Source organism: Breznakia sp. PFB1-19, assembly GCF_029893935.1.
Classification (GTDB): Bacteria; Bacillota_I; Bacilli_A; order Erysipelotrichales; family Erysipelotrichaceae; genus Breznakia; species Breznakia blatticola.
Genome location: NZ_JARXXJ010000017.1, coordinates 26663 through 43169, shown reverse-complemented (window position 1 = coordinate 43169; position 16507 = coordinate 26663). Strand labels below are relative to the sequence as shown.

Annotated in this window: 17 protein-coding genes; 13 read left to right on the top strand and 4 right to left on the bottom strand. The window is 32.1% G+C overall.

Features of this window, described 5'->3' with window-relative positions:
• Nucleotides 1-240: 240 nt before the first annotated feature.
• Nucleotides 241-807, bottom strand: coding sequence for a hypothetical protein (locus tag M2098_RS08595; protein ID WP_280683627.1), 567 nt, complete (start codon nt 805-807; stop codon nt 241-243).
• 390 nt (nt 808-1197) lie between these two features.
• Here M2098_RS08595 and M2098_RS08590 point away from each other — a divergent pair, with 390 nt between their 5' ends.
• The 6 genes from M2098_RS08590 (at nt 1198) to M2098_RS08565 (ending at nt 7381) form a co-directional block, all read left to right on the top strand.
• On the top strand, nt 1198-1797 hold the full coding sequence (locus tag M2098_RS08590) for an abortive infection protein (protein ID WP_280683625.1): 600 nt from the start codon (nt 1198-1200) through the stop codon (nt 1795-1797).
• Nucleotides 1794-2639, top strand: coding sequence for a nucleotidyl transferase AbiEii/AbiGii toxin family protein (locus M2098_RS08585; protein WP_280683623.1), 846 nt, complete (start codon nt 1794-1796; stop codon nt 2637-2639). The genes M2098_RS08590 and M2098_RS08585 overlap by 4 nt, the downstream gene beginning before the upstream one ends.
• Nucleotides 2640-2715: 76 nt before the next feature.
• Nucleotides 2716-3504 (top strand): hypothetical protein, encoded by a 789-nt coding sequence (locus M2098_RS08580; protein WP_280683621.1) that lies wholly within the window; start codon nt 2716-2718, stop codon nt 3502-3504.
• A gap of 96 nt (nt 3505-3600) precedes the next feature.
• Nucleotides 3601-3888 (top strand): hypothetical protein, encoded by a 288-nt coding sequence (locus M2098_RS08575; protein WP_280683619.1) that lies wholly within the window; start codon nt 3601-3603, stop codon nt 3886-3888.
• A gap of 141 nt (nt 3889-4029) precedes the next feature.
• Nucleotides 4030-6657 (top strand): DEAD/DEAH box helicase, encoded by a 2628-nt coding sequence (locus M2098_RS08570; protein WP_280683618.1) that lies wholly within the window; start codon nt 4030-4032, stop codon nt 6655-6657.
• Nucleotides 6650-7381, top strand: coding sequence for an SWIM zinc finger family protein (locus M2098_RS08565; RefSeq protein ID WP_280683616.1), 732 nt, complete (start codon nt 6650-6652; stop codon nt 7379-7381). The genes M2098_RS08570 and M2098_RS08565 overlap by 8 nt, the downstream gene beginning before the upstream one ends.
• Nucleotides 7382-7670: 289 nt before the next feature.
• Here M2098_RS08565 and M2098_RS08560 read toward each other — a convergent pair whose 3' ends face one another.
• Nucleotides 7671-8231 carry a hypothetical protein gene (locus M2098_RS08560; RefSeq protein ID WP_280683615.1) on the bottom strand — a complete coding sequence of 187 codons (561 nt, stop codon included), beginning with the start codon at nt 8229-8231 and terminating at the stop codon, nt 7671-7673.
• A 181-nt stretch (nt 8232-8412) separates the two neighbouring features.
• Here M2098_RS08560 and M2098_RS08555 point away from each other — a divergent pair, with 181 nt between their 5' ends.
• The 3 genes from M2098_RS08555 (at nt 8413) to M2098_RS08545 (ending at nt 9890) form a co-directional block, all read left to right on the top strand.
• Nucleotides 8413-8907, top strand: coding sequence for an HTH domain-containing protein (locus M2098_RS08555; RefSeq protein WP_280683614.1), 495 nt, complete (start codon nt 8413-8415; stop codon nt 8905-8907).
• Nucleotides 8908-9315, top strand: a complete 408-nt coding sequence (locus tag M2098_RS08550) for a WYL domain-containing protein (protein WP_280683613.1) — start codon at nt 8908-8910, stop codon at nt 9313-9315.
• 83 nt (nt 9316-9398) lie between these two features.
• Nucleotides 9399-9890: an isochorismatase family cysteine hydrolase gene (locus M2098_RS08545; protein WP_280683612.1), complete on the top strand. Its 492-nt coding sequence runs from the start codon at nt 9399-9401 to the stop codon at nt 9888-9890.
• Between the two features lie 116 nt (nt 9891-10006).
• Here M2098_RS08545 and M2098_RS08540 read toward each other — a convergent pair whose 3' ends face one another.
• Nucleotides 10007-10354 carry a hypothetical protein gene (locus M2098_RS08540; protein ID WP_280683610.1) on the bottom strand — a complete coding sequence of 116 codons (348 nt, stop codon included), beginning with the start codon at nt 10352-10354 and terminating at the stop codon, nt 10007-10009.
• 200 nt (nt 10355-10554) lie between these two features.
• Here M2098_RS08540 and M2098_RS08535 point away from each other — a divergent pair, with 200 nt between their 5' ends.
• Complete coding sequence (locus tag M2098_RS08535) at nt 10555-12774, top strand: alpha-galactosidase (protein WP_280683608.1); 2220 nt, start codon at nt 10555-10557, stop codon at nt 12772-12774.
• Nucleotides 12775-12816: 42 nt separating this feature from the next.
• Here M2098_RS08535 and M2098_RS08530 read toward each other — a convergent pair whose 3' ends face one another.
• Nucleotides 12817-13710, bottom strand: coding sequence for an AraC family transcriptional regulator (locus tag M2098_RS08530; RefSeq protein WP_280683606.1), 894 nt, complete (start codon nt 13708-13710; stop codon nt 12817-12819).
• A gap of 132 nt (nt 13711-13842) precedes the next feature.
• Between M2098_RS08530 and melB the strand changes: the two genes are divergently transcribed.
• The 3 genes from melB to M2098_RS08515 all read left to right on the top strand — a co-directional run bounded on the left by melB (nt 13843) and on the right by M2098_RS08515 (nt 16491).
• Nucleotides 13843-15270 carry a melibiose:sodium transporter MelB gene (gene melB, locus M2098_RS08525; protein WP_280683604.1) on the top strand — a complete coding sequence of 476 codons (1428 nt, stop codon included), beginning with the start codon at nt 13843-13845 and terminating at the stop codon, nt 15268-15270.
• A complete protein-coding gene (locus tag M2098_RS08520) occupies nt 15224-15889 on the top strand; it encodes a DUF6198 family protein (protein WP_280683602.1) in 666 nt (221 codons plus the stop codon). Before melB ends, M2098_RS08520 begins: the two co-directional genes overlap by 47 nt.
• A gap of 236 nt (nt 15890-16125) precedes the next feature.
• The gene (locus M2098_RS08515; RefSeq protein ID WP_280683600.1) at nt 16126-16491 is read left to right on the top strand and encodes a desulfoferrodoxin family protein; all 366 of its coding nucleotides are present in this window, start codon (nt 16126-16128) and stop codon (nt 16489-16491) included.
• The last annotated feature ends 16 nt before the right edge of the window (nt 16492-16507 follow it).

Here is a 16507-nt window from a genome sequence, read left to right as displayed (position 1 = left end):
ACATCATTTGGTGTAGTTACACCATATTCTTCTCTTATCATTTTAATGATATCTTTCTTACTCATATTAAAAATCCTCCTTTGGTAGTTATTTTCGTTCTACCAAGGGAGGATTTTTTAGACAAAATTTTTACACTGTCAATTTTTTATCTTATAAATTGTAACATAAGAACGAAATTTGAAAAAATGAAATCAGCGTCATTGGACTCTTAGTTCTAAAGAATCATTTTGATGAGTAATGTTATTTTAAATAATTACTTAGCCTTTCATTGTTATCAACATGCTCTAAAGACAAATTATAGATATCTTTTACTTTATTAATAAATTCAGTTTTATCATTGCTATCTAAATTAAGAAAAGCTAACTTTTTTTCTTTTTTATCATTTTCTACAGCACATACGATTAACTCATTCCAGGATAATAATCCATATATTCCTTCATATTTCTTCCCACTTTTTAAAATCAATATTCTATCTTCATCTACTTTAATTTCATATTTAGATTTAGTATTGATGTTACCCTTGATTCTAAGAAAAAATAACTCTAAAATATAATTTTTTCTTTCATTGGTATGATAGTATAATAGAAATCCAATCATTATAATAGTTAATACTACGAGAGATATAAACGCAATAGAAAACTCATATTTTAGATATGCATAAATGATAAGCATTAAAAAGACAGTCATATCGAAAATCACTCTTTTCATTTTTTCGGTTCCAGTTATTTTTTTGGGTAACTGTAGAAGATTAGTATTTATAGCATCTATCTGCTTCTTACTAAATTTTTTAGTCATTATTATTTTCATTGGATATCCTCTTTTTTTAGATTAGCATAAAAGAATGTACTAGTCTATAACCCTCATTTATGTTATTGGTTAAATCTAAACAATGATGAATAAAATGATACTAATTTGATACTATTTTCTTGTCAAAAAATATAGATAGTATAGCAACTATAGAAAATAGTAATAAAAGCAACCAAAAACTAAACAAATATGTTCAGTATCCATTCAGTATAATCAAGTGGGAGTAGAGTAGAAATAATATGCGTCGATATTTCGGCTTTTTCTTTATATTGATAACAGTTCCAATTCTTTGAACTTTTTTGTTGTATGTATTTGATTGAATAATATGTCAGTTTTACAAATGTACTTAAAATTGCTATAATTAAAGTACGTTTGTAAGGTGGTGATAATATGACTAATCATTTTTCAATAATAACTAAGTTTCTTAGCAATAATGAATATATAAGTGTTAAACAGGCATGTAAACTTGGGGTCGGTAGACATGTTTTAGCAGAGTTTACCAAACAAGGTAAACTAAATCGTGTAAAGCGAGGAGTGTATAGTTTGCCAGATGAATTTATTGACGAATATGAATTACTGCAAGCAAAAAGAAGTAAAGTAGTATACTCCTATAATACTGCGCTTTTCCTACATGGGTTATCAGACAGAACACCTCAAAAAATACACATAAGTGTTCCTCAAGGATATAATGTTAATCGGCTAAAAAATAATCGCAATATACTAAAGGTTCACTATGTGAAAAATACATTATTCTCACTTGGAATTGAAGAAGTTACTTCTCCACAAGGAGGAAAAGTAAATGTTTATAATAAGGAGAGATGTATTTGTGATATCATCAAAGACAAAAAAAATATGGATATACAAATTTATCAGGATGCGATTAAAATGTATTTTAAATCGGATAGAAAGGACTTGAGAAAACTAATAAAGTATTCTAAGGTCCTTAATGTTGAAGCTAAAGTAAGAAATTATATAGAGGTGCTAACATGAAACTGACACCAGAACAATTAAAAGGGAAAATACGTGCATTTGCTGAAAAGAATCATTTGCGTGCTCAAGAGGTGCTACAAATGGTCATGTTTGAACAATTCCTATCTAAATTAGAAAAATCACAATACAAAGATAACTTTATTGTTAAAGGTGGTATCTTGATTGCGTCCATTATAGGTGTTACTTCTAGAACAACAATGGATCTTGATACAACGATACAAGGTTTGAATATGAATTCTACCAACATTGAAAAGGTAATTAGAGAAATAATTAATATAGATCTTGGTGATGGGATAACATTTGTATTTGATTCTATTTCTAACATTCGAGAAGAAGATCAATATGAAAATTTCAGAGTTCATTTAATTGTTCAATTTGGAAAGATGAGAATTCCAATGAAAATTGATATAACTACTGGTGATATTATTACACCAAACGCAATACTGTATTCATACGATAGAATGTTTGACGACAGTCCAATTCAAATAAAAGCGTATCCATTGGAAACGATTCTTGCTGAGAAATATGAAACAATAATTCGACGAAATATTGCAACTACACGTATGAGAGATTTTTACGATATGTATGCACTACTTCAAATGAATGAGAATAGAATTATGATGAATGTATTGAAAGAAGCTGTAGTACGTACAGCAACAGAACGTATGTCTTTAGAACTGCTTAATGATTGGGAAGAGATTATAGAAGATATTAGAAATGAGAATTCATTAAACTCAATGTGGGAAAACTATAAAGAAGAAAATCCATATGTTCCTGATATCAGTTATAATGAGGTTGTTAATAATTTATTCAGATTTGCACAAATATTGAATCAAAAGTGATATTGGATAAATATTAATATAATTTAATGTATGTGTGATTGAAGTTTTTGATTCGTATAGTATGAGGAGAAATTCGATGTTTGTTAGGGTGTATGATAAAACAAGAGAGAAATATTTTAAATCGGAAGTATATGCAATAATAAATACAGGTTGGCACAAAAAACAACTTGTTAGAGTACCAAGTGAGGATGGAGACTATTTAAAATTATTTGATTATATTAATAAAGAAAAAGATTCTACAGAAGTAATAATTAATACAGTTATCCCGGACGTACCAGAAGATTGGATTATTGAATACTCAACTTCAACTCTAGATAGTTATAGAAATCTTCTGGAACCTGAAATCGTGTTTTCTGAATATAATGGTCCCAAATGGTTATATGAGGATAGCGATACTTTATTAAAATTGCTTAAAGGCGAGTCTATAGCAGTATCAAATAGTATTTTTGAAAACAGAATTCTAAATAGTAAATTAGAAGGGTGGAATTATATAGAAGATCAAAAAGACATTGATAAGTTAATGAATGAAACTATGTGCTTTCATGACTCAATTATAAAATCACTTAATTATGTAAGTGGAGGATATGTTTCTAGTGATAAAAGTATGAATCCCTTAGATTCGAAAAGAATAATAACAATGTTAATTGATAGTCAAATAACTGATACAATAGAACTAGTTTTTGAAGGAGTAAATACAATGAGCCTCAGGCCATCGAGTGATAATAAAACTGGGATTATTTATGAAGCTTCTATTCTAGTGAAAGATTGTATCGTCTATTTTTATGATGGCTTAGTCTTGGAAGTTGATCCATCATATAACTATACATGGATTGCATCATATGGATTAAGATGGCGTTTTGTTTAGTGGAGAAGAAATCAATAATGCGAAATGATCTACTTAAGAAATAATTTAAAATGATAATAAAGATAATGTTTTATAGAAACAGAAAACGGGGATATTATGGAAAGTGATATTATAGAATGTCCAAATTGTGGAACCCTAATAAAGAAAATATACAGTACAAATTTCATTATTTATTGTGAGAATTGTAATACCGTAACTCATTTTGAATGCGAATATGGCTATGGACCAGTAACACCTTGTCTAATTTATTATGGTGAAAAACTAAGATGGATAGTAACAAGACTTGATGACTATTCTAATCAGTATGTATTAACGTATTGTGAAACTAAAGAAGTTTACTATTTAAAGGAGTCATATATGGAGGCATTAAAGCAATATTTATAATTGATGATTTTTTACTTTCTTGATATGCATAACGTATTATTGTTCTTGTGTGTAGTGTCATAAAAAGTGTAGATATTGCAATAGAATATCTACTTGTATCAATTTGTCATGGTATACTATAGGCAAATATATGGGGGTTGTATGACAAAACATAATAAATTAGAATTCATTTTTACCACAGATAGCTTTGTGGTTGATCAGCCGCAAATCGTTCTTAGTCACGAACAAGAAAAATGGAAACAAGCTTTTTTGAAAAATCGCTACTATGCATTATATCAATTTGGCTTGCATAACACTGAGGATTCTATTAGTTTCTCTGCATATTACTTGCGAGAAATAGTTCAGACTTTTTTTAGAGAAATAACGAATAGTCCTGACCTGGAATTGTTAAGAGATAAAGCAAAACTTAAGTTATCAAAAAATGCGATGAATGACTTATTAAGTAAGGTACCATTTGTTGTTGGTAATGAATATGTTGATAAGAAATGGATTGCAAATATAATTAAAGAATTACTCAAAATATTTAGAACTGAGATTAAAGCTTATAAAGGTTCTGTAAATTTATATATTACTGAAAAAAGCCAAAATTTACGAGTGCCTGAACGTGTCTTTTTTCATTTGGTCGAAAACAAGGAGGGGGAATATCCATTTGCATTTTTAGCTACATATGCTACAGAAGAAAGTAAAGGAAAAGTAAAACATGTACCTTTGGCGTATGCACTGACAGAGTTTAAGAATGACCGTTCAAAACTTTTGCAGCTTCTAGGTTGTTTAAATAAAGTCGCAGATGTATCAAATCTAATTGGTGGGTTTATTGAAAGTGGTGAATTATTTCATTCACTTGGCTTAGACGAACAAGAAGCATATCAATTTTTAAAAGATATACCGGCAATTGAACAAGCTGGTGTCTTGTGCCGAGTTCCAGATTGGTGGAAGCAGAAGAGTGCGTCGGTTTCAATGAATGTGGTACTAGGAGAAAAAGAACCTACACTACTTGGGGCAGATTCATTGTTGAGTTTGCAACCAAAACTTATGGTTGATGGAGTGGAACTGACAAGACAAGAAGTGGAACAACTTTTAAAGGAAAGTGAAGGACTTGCATTACTAAAAGGAAAATGGGTAGAAGTCAATCATGAGAAGTTACAAAAATTGCTAGATCAAATTGACGAAGTTGATCGTGATGATGTAAGTTTATTTGAAGCATTACGAATGGGATTGCATGGAACAGACGACACAGAAGATCCAGATGGCAATGTATATATAAGTAATGGAATGTGGATGAATAAATTCTTGCATAAATTGAGAACACCATCAATTATCAAAGGGGCAAAAGAACCGAGTAGTTTTCTAGCAACCTTACGTCCATATCAAAAAAATGGATTTCACTGGCTCGATTATATGCATCAACTAGGTTTAGGAGCATGTATCGCTGATGATATGGGGTTAGGTAAAACGGTACAAGTTCTAGCTTATTTAGAGCGTTTACGTACTACAAAAACGGACGCAAAAGTATTACTTGTGGTTCCTGCATCATTATTAGGAAACTGGGAAAAAGAGATCAATAAATTTGCACCTGAAATGGATTACTATATTTTGCATGGGAAAAGTGCAAAACTGTTAGAACTTGATTTTAAAGAACAATCATCATTTTTGGTGATGACAACATATGGAATGGCTAGTCGCATAGAAAGTATCAAAGATGAAGTATGGGATACACTTATTCTAGATGAAGCACAAGCGATTAAAAATCCATCAACAAAACAAACAAGAGCGATCAAGAAACTACAAGGAAGAATGCGCATTATAATGACAGGAACACCGATTGAGAATAATTTGACAAACTTATGGTCATTATTTGATTTTCTTAACAAAGGATTGCTTGGGACTTCAACAGAATTTGGTGATTTCTGTAAGGAACTAGCTAAAGAAGCTTCAGGTTATGCACGTTTAAAATCTATTGTTTCACCATTTATGTTACGTCGTTTAAAATCTGATAAAAAGATTATTAGTGATTTACCGGACAAAATCGAAATGATTGATCACATTAATTTGTCGAAGAAACAAGTGGTATTGTATCGTAAACTTGTTGATGATTTAGGTAGAACTTTACATGAAGTGGAAGGAATCAATCGACGCGGGGTAGTACTTGCATATTTAACAAAGTTTAAACAATTATGTAATCACCCAGATCAATATTTAGGACAAGAGATTTATACACCAAACGAAAGTGGAAAGTTTGAATATTTACGCGAGTTATGCGAGACGATTTATGAAAAAAGAGAACGTCTATTAATTTTCACTCAGTTTACTGAAGTGATACCTCAACTGCAAGATTTTCTAACAGGTATCTTTAAACAAAAAGGACTTGTATTGCACGGAAAGACTTCAATTAAAAAACGCCAAGAAATTGTTGATACATTTCAAGGGGAAGAATATGTTCCGTATGTAATTTTATCTTTAAAAGCAGGAGGGACTGGTTTGAATTTGACAAAAGCAAGTCATGTCATTCATTTTGATCGTTGGTGGAATCCAGCGGTTGAAAATCAGGCAACAGATCGTGCTTACCGTATTGGTCAAAAGCAAAATGTAATGGTACATAAATTTGTTTGTAGAGGCACGATTGAAGAAAAAATCGATGCACTAATTAATTCAAAAAAAGAACTTGCTGAAAATGTAATTGGCTCTGGCGGAGAAAACTGGATTACAGAGATGAGCAACCAAGAATTAATGGATATGTTAAAACTAGATACAGGAGCAGGATATGAGTAGAAATTATTGGAAGTCCGAATCATACTATGATCAACCATCAGAGAGTACATTAAAAACTAATTCATCTAATTCGCAGAAAAAGATGAAGGAAAAAGGTGTGGAATTAGAACCTATAATTATTACTGGTAGAAGTATTGCCAATAACTGGTGGGGTAAAGCATGGTGTACGAATCTTGAGAGATATGCTGATTATGATTCTCGATTACCAAGAGGAAAACGTTATGTTCGAATGGGAACGGTTATTGATTTGAAAATCGAAAAAGGAAAAATTGCTGCAAGAGTACAAGGAAATCGCAAAACTCCATACAAAATTGAAGTCCGAATCAGCCCACTTTCAGAAGCAAAGTGCCAAGTAATTATTCAAAAAAGCAGCCATAAAATTGAGAATTTAGAAGCCCTTGTTAGTGGGCAATTCCCTGAAGAATTAAAAGATGTTTTCCTTTCAAGCGAAGGCTTATTTCCATCACCAAAAGAGATAAGCTTTAACTGCAGTTGTCCTGATTGGGCAAATATGTGTAAACATGTTGCAGCTGTATTATATGGTGTGGGAGCTCGCTTTGATAATGACCCACTATTATTCTTCCGCTTGCGTGGAATTGAAGTTGACCGCTTTATTGATGTTGCAATTGCTAATAAAGTAGAAAGTATGTTAGAAAATGTTCATGTGAAAAGCAAGCGAATTCTTAATGAAGATGATATATCTTCGTTATTTGGTATCTTATAAAAATATACATAACTGAACAAACAATTGAAAGAGTTGTAGTAGATCCTATCGTGCTTAGTGTTTTACACGATGATAGACGAGAGATTTGTACTTGAAACACTTATAATTTGATGTCAGTTTGTTAGGTGAAAAGTGTCCATATTTGTGTAATCTTAGCTCTTTTTAGGTTACTCTAGTTATTTGACGCTTACGAACTATATGTTAATACATAACACGTATGTTCATTTGTATCCTACATGTATATTATTAACTATTCTTATTTATGATAACTAAAGCAAATAATTACAACTTACTTTTTGGTGTAAATATCACTTTCAGCGGGCATCGCTTGTCCTGAAGTCATTCTAATTTTATCGTTATTAGTAGATACGATGATTGTTTTTTCACTTCCATCATCCGTGGGTACATAGCACTCAATGTCAGTTCCAGGAAGATAAATTCCAGCAGCATATCCACCTACAGAATCTTTGTTGCCAATACCCCACCAATATGTGTCGTTTTTTTCATTATATTCAACAGGGGATATAAGTTGATTGCTTGGGTTGCTACCAAATTCAGGATCATGGAAATATAATGTTCCATCTATGTTTATCGTAACCACATCGCCATTAGAGTTTACGTAATCTCCAGCAATCGACGTTCGGTCGTTATTAAGCAACTCATTCTTTATTGTTTCATTATCTTTAACTGGATTTGTTTCAACTGGTTGTTTTGATTCTTCATTATTTGCTTCTTCTTTTTTTACCTCATTTGCTTCTTCTTTCTTATCCGTTTCATTTGCAGATTTCCCGTTCGCAAAACATCCTGTACTCAATAATAATACTAAGACCAATAATAACTTCTTTTTCATAGACTATCTCCTTTACATATGATTGTTCTTCTATAATCATAATATCATAAATACAATAAAGTTTTGATACTAAAAGTATTAATGATTTTAGATTTTAAATATTTATCTTTTTAAAGTATCTGTATGATTTGAATGACGTGAAATGCGTTGTTTAGTATAATTAAGAAAAGGTGGATAACAAATGAAAGATAACCGATATTTTCAGATGATATATCTTTTACTAGATAAAGGAAATATGTCTGCTAGCAAACTTGCTGAGCACTTTGAAGTGTCTAAACGAACGATTTATAGAGATATCGATGTACTAAGTAGTGCAGGTATTCCTATATATGCCTTGCAAGGTAAAAATGGTGGTATTTTTATTCAAGAAAATTTTGTCTTGAATAAATCGTTGCTTAGTGATGAAGAACAAGGTCAAATACTTATGGCTTTACAAAATGTGAATGGAATCGATAATGATGCAAGTGATGCACTATTATCAAAACTAAGTGGAGTATTTCAAAAGCAAAATACGAATTGGTTTGCATTTGATTATTCGAGTTGGACGAAAAATGGTGTACGAAAACAAGTATTTCAAATACTGCAAAGTGCAATTTTTAGTAATAAGAAAGTACAATTCCTTTATTATAATGGGAATGGAGAAGCAGCGAATCGGACAGTTGAACCATTAAAGTAAGTGTTTAAATCCTTTGATTGGTATCTGTATGGATTTTGCACAATGAGAAAGGATTATCGCTTTTTTAAACTTACAAGAATTCCTGATATTGAAATGATTGATGAGTACTTTGTACGAGATATCCCAGAGAACATTTTTGAACGATCTGATGATTTCGAAATGGAAATGATTCAAGTAACACTTTTATTTGACGTAAGTATGCGTACTCGGGTATTTGAAAAGTTTGAGGAAGAAGATATCCAAATAAAAGAAGAAGGTATATATGTATATACAGAGATGCCAAATAATGATTTATTAGATAGTTATATACTTTCTTGTGGTGATAAAGTAAAAGTTATTACTCCTGATGTGGTAAGAACGCGAATTATCGAAAAAGCAAAAAAATTACTAGAAAAATACAATATATGACACAGTGTGGCAAGTTATAAATGATATCCTTAGAGTATCTTTCTAAATAAAAAGAAAGATTTACGATAAAAGGAGACAGCATCATGAAAAAAGCATTAGTAGTAATAGATATTCAAAACGACATAACAAAAAACTATAAAGACATTATCGATAACATTAACCATTCAATTGACTTTGCAACTGCAAATAAGATGGAGGTTATTTATATTAAGCATTATAATTTGTCATCAGGAACAAGAACTTTTAAACCGAACACAAAAGGTGCGGAATTAGCTTCTGATTTGTATGTAGTTTCTGATCACATTTTTGAAAAATCTAAAGGAAATATATTAACAAGTGAAGGATTTGTTTCATTTATTAATGAAAACGAAATCACAGAGTTTTATATCACTGGTGCTGATGCGATTGCTTGTGTCAAATCTAGTGTATATAATTTAACGAAAAATGGATACACGGTAAATGTAATTTCGGATTGCATTACAAGTTATGATAAACGTAAAGTTGATGAAATGATTGAGTACTATAGAAGTAAAGGAAGTAACATCACTTCACTCAATGATTTAGTTGCAGTATAAATAAAGGTATCATTATTATTGATTTACCTATTACGTAATAACTAAAAAAACATCCTAGAGATGTTTTTAGATTACTTTTTCTATTGTTTATATAAGTTGTAAAAGTAGATTTACCACTATCTCGAAGACTCTTTTGTAAATCGTTGTTTTAGTTTTCTATCTTCGTGTAAATACCAAGTTACATACAGTAAATAAGAAGCAATTAGTAGTACTAAACCGATGGTATCGTTCGTGATATACGCATTAATAACAAATGGAAAATTTAGCACAATACCCAAAGCAATTAGTGCTTTTTTTACAAGAATTCTAGATTCATCCATATATTTTTCTTTTTTTTCATCATCCAATTTGTAATAAAATGTATAATCACCAAAAATCAGAGCCTTTTTGCTTGATAAACGAATTCCATAAATTACAAATGCAATTGTCCAATATGCAATGTTGGTAATAACCATCCCTAACATATACTCACATCCCCTCAATGTTTGAAATTATTATAGCATTGTCATTTTGTGTTATCAACATTTCATTTCGTATGGAAAGCTTGTGATGCATTGATTACATAAACAACTAACATTTTGACTGTTTCTTACAACGAAGCTAACTCTTCGAAAGAAATGAAAGGGATTACAATCAACATATAGCTACAAGGAGGCATTATATAATGATTGTAATCAATGAAAAGACAAAAGTGTTTCACCTACAAAATCATGAGATGAGTTACATTTTTGAAGTAATGAAAGATGGTTCATTAGGCAATTTATACTTTGGAAAAAAAGTACATGTTAGAGATCATTATGACTATCTACATGAAAACGAATATCGTCCAAATACAGCATATGTGTATAAAGGAGAAGTTGACTTTTCTAGAGAGCATTTGCGGCAAGAGTTTCCTGTTTATGGATCTACTGATTTTCGACAACCAGCCATAACCGTTCAACAAGAAAATGGAAGTACGATTAGTGCATTTGTTTATGAAAGTCACAATGTGCTAAAAGGAAAACCAACATTAAAAGGGTTGCCTGCTACTTATGTTGAAAGCGATGATGAAGCAGAGACATTAGAAATCACACTGAAAGATCCAGTGACAAAATTACGTGTAGTATTGTCATATTCAATTTATGAAAATTTACCAATCATCACTCGTAGTGTTCGTATTCATAATGAGGGAACACAAAAACTTCATTTGCAACGATTGATGAGTATGTCATTAGACTTACCAGATATGAAATATGAAATGTTGCAGTTATCAGGGGCATGGTGTCGTGAGAGAGTACCACACTTTCGTCCGTTAACTAGTGGTATTCAAGCAATCGAAAGTAATCGAGGATCATCAAGTCACTATCAAAATCCATTTCTTGCATTGAAACGAGAAAATGCTACAGAACATAATGGAGAAGTAATCGGATTTAGTTTTGTGTATTCTGGTAATTTTCTAGCACAAGTTGAAGTAGATACATACGATGTTGCGCGTGTAAGTATGGGAATTAATCCGATGACCTTTGATTGGCTATTAGAGCCTAATGAAAGTTTCCAAGCACCGGAGGTTGTCATTGCCTATAGTCAAAGTGGATTAAATGGCATGAGTCAGGCATTTCATACACTATACCGCACCCGATTAGCTAGAGGTGTTTGGAGAGATAAAGAACGTCCAGTCTTAATCAATAATTGGGAAGCAACTGGAATGGACTTTACTGAAGACTTACTTGTTACCTTTGCCAAGCAAGCTTATGAAGATGGTGTAGAATTGTTTGTTCTTGATGATGGTTGGTTTGGCGGTCGTCGTCATGAGCGTGCTGGTTTAGGTGACTGGGTAGCAAATAGTGATCTATTACCAAATGGTATACATGGATTAGCAAATCGTATTGAAGAGATAGGACTGAAATTTGGATTGTGGTTTGAACCAGAAATGGTAAATGAAGACAGTGATTTGTATCGCAAGCATCCGGATTGGATTATTCAAACGCCAGATCGTTCTTGTTCACATGGTCGTCATCAATATGTTTTGGATTACTCTCAAAAACAAGTAGTTGATGCTATATATGAAATGATGGCGAAAATTCTTCATGAATCAAAAGTTTCTTACATTAAGTGGGATATGAATCGATGTATTACAGAACCATATACATCATCTTTACCACCAGAGCGACAAGGAGAAGTGTTCCATAGATATATACTAGGTGTCTATGATTTGTATGAACGACTTACAAGTGAATTTCCTGATATTTTATTTGAGTTTTGTGCATCAGGAGGTGGACGTTTTGATCCAGGAATGCTGTATTACTCGCCACAAGGTTGGGCAAGCGATGATTCGGACGCAATTGAGCGTTTAAAGATTCAATATGGTACTTCTATGGTATATCCACTTAGTTCGATTGGTGCACATGTATCAGTGAGTCCAAATGAACAAGTATTTAGGGAAACACCAATTTCTACACGTGGAAATGTTGCCTACTTTGGTTCTTTTGGGTATGAATTAGATCCAACGAAATTATCGAAAGATGACCGCGAAATGGTAAGACAACAAATTTCATTTGTGAAGCAATATCGAAAAATTATACACCAAGGAACCTTCTATCGATTGATGAGTCCATTTGAAGGAAATTACACTGCTTGGATGGTGGTTTCACAAGATCAGAAAACTGCAATCGTTGGATATTATAAAGTATTAAATGAAGTAAATGGACCATTTACACGTTTATACTTACAAGGGTTGAATGAACAGTATATGTATGAAGAAATTTCAAGTAAACAAGTTTACTATGGGGATGAACTACAAAATATTGGATTTGTAAGTAGTGATGCTTCTTGTGGGCAGGTGATTGATGGCCGTCCAACATCACATGATTTTGATTCTAAGGTTTGGGTTTTCCAAGCAAAATAAAGAAATGACAACAGTCTAAGTTGATGGCTGTTGTCATTTTTTCTATTTCATGATTTTTGCGTCTTCATTGAGCATTAAGGATTCACCAGTTCTAGCAAACTCCTGTTGCTTTTCATACTCTTGTTTTCGATATGTACTTGGTGTAACGCCTGTTTTTCTTTTGAAGGCTTTGGAAAAGACTAAAGGATCAAGATATCCACTATATTCAGCAATTTCTTCAATCGTGAAATTACTTAAACCAAGTAGTTCCTTTGCTCGAGTCAAACGATAGTCGGTTATATATTGTTGAAGAGTTACATTCATTTCTTTTTTAAATAATGAAGAAAGATAACTTCTATTTAAGGATAAACTGTTTGCAAGTTCACTAATAGAAATCTTTGTTGCATAGTTTTCCTTTATGTAATTAATAGTATCTTGGATGTATGGATTGGCGCTTTGATCTTTTGCGATAGTTGTGTGATCATTACTTAATTTAATAATTGAAAGCAAATGATATAAATGTGATGTTAACATGAGCTCATCTTGAATGAGAATTTGATCTATGCATAATATCTCTTCAATAATTGATTGAATACTTTCTATTTGGTCTACATGAAAGACAGGATGATACATATCATATCCCAACGCTTTCATGTATGTACTTGCAAGTGTTCCAGAAAAAGCAATCCAGTAGTATTCCCAAGGATCGTCTTTATCTGCTTGATAAAAGGTTTGTATTTCTGGGGGAATAAGAAATCCCATGCCGCTTTCTAATTCAAAGCGTTGATTTTCTAAATAGTAGACACCTTTTCCTCTGGTGATGACATGAAAAATGTAGTTTGGTCGAACTGCAGGACCATAACTATGGAGTGGACTACATTCTGCTTTACCTGCAAACAAAAGATTCAAATCACGGTGTTCATCAAAACCAAAAGTCTTTACATAACTTCTTTCCATACACGTATCCCTCTAACACAAAATATAACATTTTGACTGTTTATGAAAACATTATACTCTACTGTAATCGCTTTCACAATACTATACTTTAGTTAAGGATAAGCGCGCACCTTGATTAGGAGGAAATGTATTATGAAAGTACCTTTTAGACAAAAATATTCCTTTGGGCTAGGAGCCTTAGGGAAAGATGCAGTTATATGTTTTGTGGGAACCTTTTTATCGTATTACTTAACAGATGTATTATATTTAGCACCAGCATTTGTTGGATCACTATTCTTTGGTGCTCGTATTTGGGATGCCATCAATGATCCGATTATGGGGATGTTTATTGACAACACACGTACTCGATTTGGAAAGTTTCGAATTTGGTTAACGATCGGAACATTATTAAATGCGGTGGCATTTATCTTGTTGTTTACTAACTTTGGATTAACTGGAACCAACTTGTATATCTATATTGCAGTTGCATATGTTGTATTTGGAATGACATACACGATTATGGATGTTCCATATTGGTCATGGTTGCCTAACTTAACAAATGATCCTGAAGAACGTGAAAAAGTATCCGTGATTCCTAGAATCTTTGCAAGTTTGGCAGGATTATTAGTTGGAACATTTGGATTACAAGCAGTTCAAGGTCTAGGAAATGGAAATGAGCAAACAGGATTCTTTATCATTTCAATTCTTATTAGTATCTTCTTTATTATCACAATTGGAATTACAGTAACCAATGTTCCAGAAAAATCTACACTTAACCAAGAAAAGGGAGCAAAGATTACATTAAAGAAGATGATTCAAGTTATCACGAAAAATGATCAATTATTGGCTTTTATTGGCTTGTTGCTAACATTTAACTTAGCAATTCAAATTTTGAATGGATTTATGATTTACTACTTTAAATATGTAGTAGGAAATGAAACATTCTTCTCACTATTCTTCTTTACGATTTTCGCAGAAATGTTAGGTTTAATGTTATTTCCCAAAGTTAGTCAATTATTATCAAGAGAAAAAACCTATGTTGTGGCATGCGGAATGCCAATTATTGGAATGTTATTGTTATTTATCTCTGGAATGTATGCACCAAATAGTGTAGTACTTGTTATGGGGTCAGGTCTTATTTTGAAATTTGGTTCAGGTCTATCTTTAGGGGTTACAACAGTTGCAATTGCCGATTGTATTGATTATGGGGAATTAAAATTTGGAACAAGAAATGAAAGTATTATCTGTTCAGCACAAACATTCTTAATGAAACTTGCACAAGCAGTTTCTGGATTATTAACAGGAGTTGGATTGTCGTTGGTTGGTTATGTACCAAATGTACAACAATCAGCATCTGCAATTACTGGAATTCGTGTGTTAACATGTATTGTCCCAATTATCTTTGTTATTTTGAGTTTAGCGATCTACCGTAAGTTCTATAAATTAAAAGGAGCACGTCTACAACAGTTATCTTTAGATGTTCAAGAATTACATAAAGAAGAACAGACTAAAACTGAAAATGTAGAAATACCAAGTGAAGCAAACGTTGAATCAGGAACACTTGCAAGTGAATCTCAGTAATAAGATTTTACAAGTACGACTTGTCATTAGCGGTGTAATTATACTAAGTTTAGGAATTGCTTGTATGCGTTATAGTATGCAAGGAACGGATCCGTTTGTGACTATGAATATAGGAATTGCACAAACACTTCAAGTTAACTTTGGTACAGTTCAAATGATTGCAAATGTTATCTTACTTTTAGTGATGATTCGATATGCACGTTCTATGATTCATCTGGGAACATTTCTAGGAGTATTTGCTGTTGGATATTTAGCGGATTTCATGTTTAGCTACATTCAACAAATTCCATATTCCACAGTAACAATAATTTGTTTTTGCGCATTTGGTTTACTTGCATGTTGCTTTGGTGCAGCGTTATATATGTCAGGGGACTTGGGGATAGCACCATATGATGCATTTGGGCTTATTATTGAAACAAAACTTCATGTAAGAATCCCATTTCGATGGATTCGAATTATTAGTGATTGTATTTGTGTGACTATTGGTTTTGTTTTAGGTGCTCCAATTGGAATAGGAACACTTATTACAGCATTCTGTACAGGTCCTCTTATTACGTACTTTCGAACACTTATTAATCAACGAATAAAAGAGAGAACAAAATGTACAGTAGTCGTATAAATAATTATAGTAAGCAAAAAAGCATTATAGTGTGGGTTGCTTGAATATTAAAGAAAGGGTACTTGACAGAAACGTCGAGTGTCCTTTTAGAAATATTTATAATGCATGTTTACAGCAATCATCTATTGCATTAACTTTGACATCTAACAAGACGATTTTTCACAAGCACTTTAGATGCAACAAAAGATATATAATGCTATCCTTTATATATAGATAAATAAATATAGGAGGAAGATATGCAATTTGTTAAATGTGAAGGTTGCGATTCAATCGTAGCTGTATTATCTGAAGGAAATGTTTGTGCAGGTAAGGAAAATGAAGTATTAGTACCTAATACATCAGATGGGGCTGGTGAAAAACACGTTCCATATATTGTTTCAAATGATGGAGACGTATTAAAAGTACAAATCGGTGAAGTTGAACACCCAATGGTTGATGTTCACTGGATCGAAATGATCGTTGTAGAAACAAAAGATGGAATGATGATGAAACGTTTACACCCAGGTGATAAAGCATATGCAGAATTCAACATCAAAGGTGAAGAAGTTGTTGCTGTATATGAATACTGTAACATCCACGGACTTTGGAAATTAGAAATGTAATATAAAAGAGGCGGTT

Coding starts and splice junctions, on each gene's coding strand:
- M2098_RS08580 (WP_280683621.1), top strand. CDS start 2,716: ATGTTTGTTAGGGTGTATGATAAAACAAGAGAGAAATATTTTAAATCG.
- M2098_RS08565 (WP_280683616.1), top strand. CDS start 6,650: ATGAGTAGAAATTATTGGAAGTCCGAATCATACTATGATCAACCATCA.
- M2098_RS08545 (WP_280683612.1), top strand. CDS start 9,399: ATGAAAAAAGCATTAGTAGTAATAGATATTCAAAACGACATAACAAAA.
- M2098_RS08535 (WP_280683608.1), top strand. CDS start 10,555: ATGATTGTAATCAATGAAAAGACAAAAGTGTTTCACCTACAAAATCAT.
- M2098_RS08575 (WP_280683619.1), top strand. CDS start 3,601: ATGGAAAGTGATATTATAGAATGTCCAAATTGTGGAACCCTAATAAAG.
- M2098_RS08595 (WP_280683627.1), bottom strand. CDS start 807: ATGAAAATAATAATGACTAAAAAATTTAGTAAGAAGCAGATAGATGCT.
- M2098_RS08560 (WP_280683615.1), bottom strand. CDS start 8,231: ATGAAAAAGAAGTTATTATTGGTCTTAGTATTATTATTGAGTACAGGA.
- M2098_RS08570 (WP_280683618.1), top strand. CDS start 4,030: ATGACAAAACATAATAAATTAGAATTCATTTTTACCACAGATAGCTTT.
- M2098_RS08540 (WP_280683610.1), bottom strand. CDS start 10,354: ATGTTAGGGATGGTTATTACCAACATTGCATATTGGACAATTGCATTT.
- M2098_RS08585 (WP_280683623.1), top strand. CDS start 1,794: ATGAAACTGACACCAGAACAATTAAAAGGGAAAATACGTGCATTTGCT.
- M2098_RS08555 (WP_280683614.1), top strand. CDS start 8,413: ATGAAAGATAACCGATATTTTCAGATGATATATCTTTTACTAGATAAA.
- melB (WP_280683604.1), top strand. CDS start 13,843: ATGAAAGTACCTTTTAGACAAAAATATTCCTTTGGGCTAGGAGCCTTA.
- M2098_RS08515 (WP_280683600.1), top strand. CDS start 16,126: ATGCAATTTGTTAAATGTGAAGGTTGCGATTCAATCGTAGCTGTATTA.
- M2098_RS08530 (WP_280683606.1), bottom strand. CDS start 13,710: ATGGAAAGAAGTTATGTAAAGACTTTTGGTTTTGATGAACACCGTGAT.
- M2098_RS08590 (WP_280683625.1), top strand. CDS start 1,198: ATGACTAATCATTTTTCAATAATAACTAAGTTTCTTAGCAATAATGAA.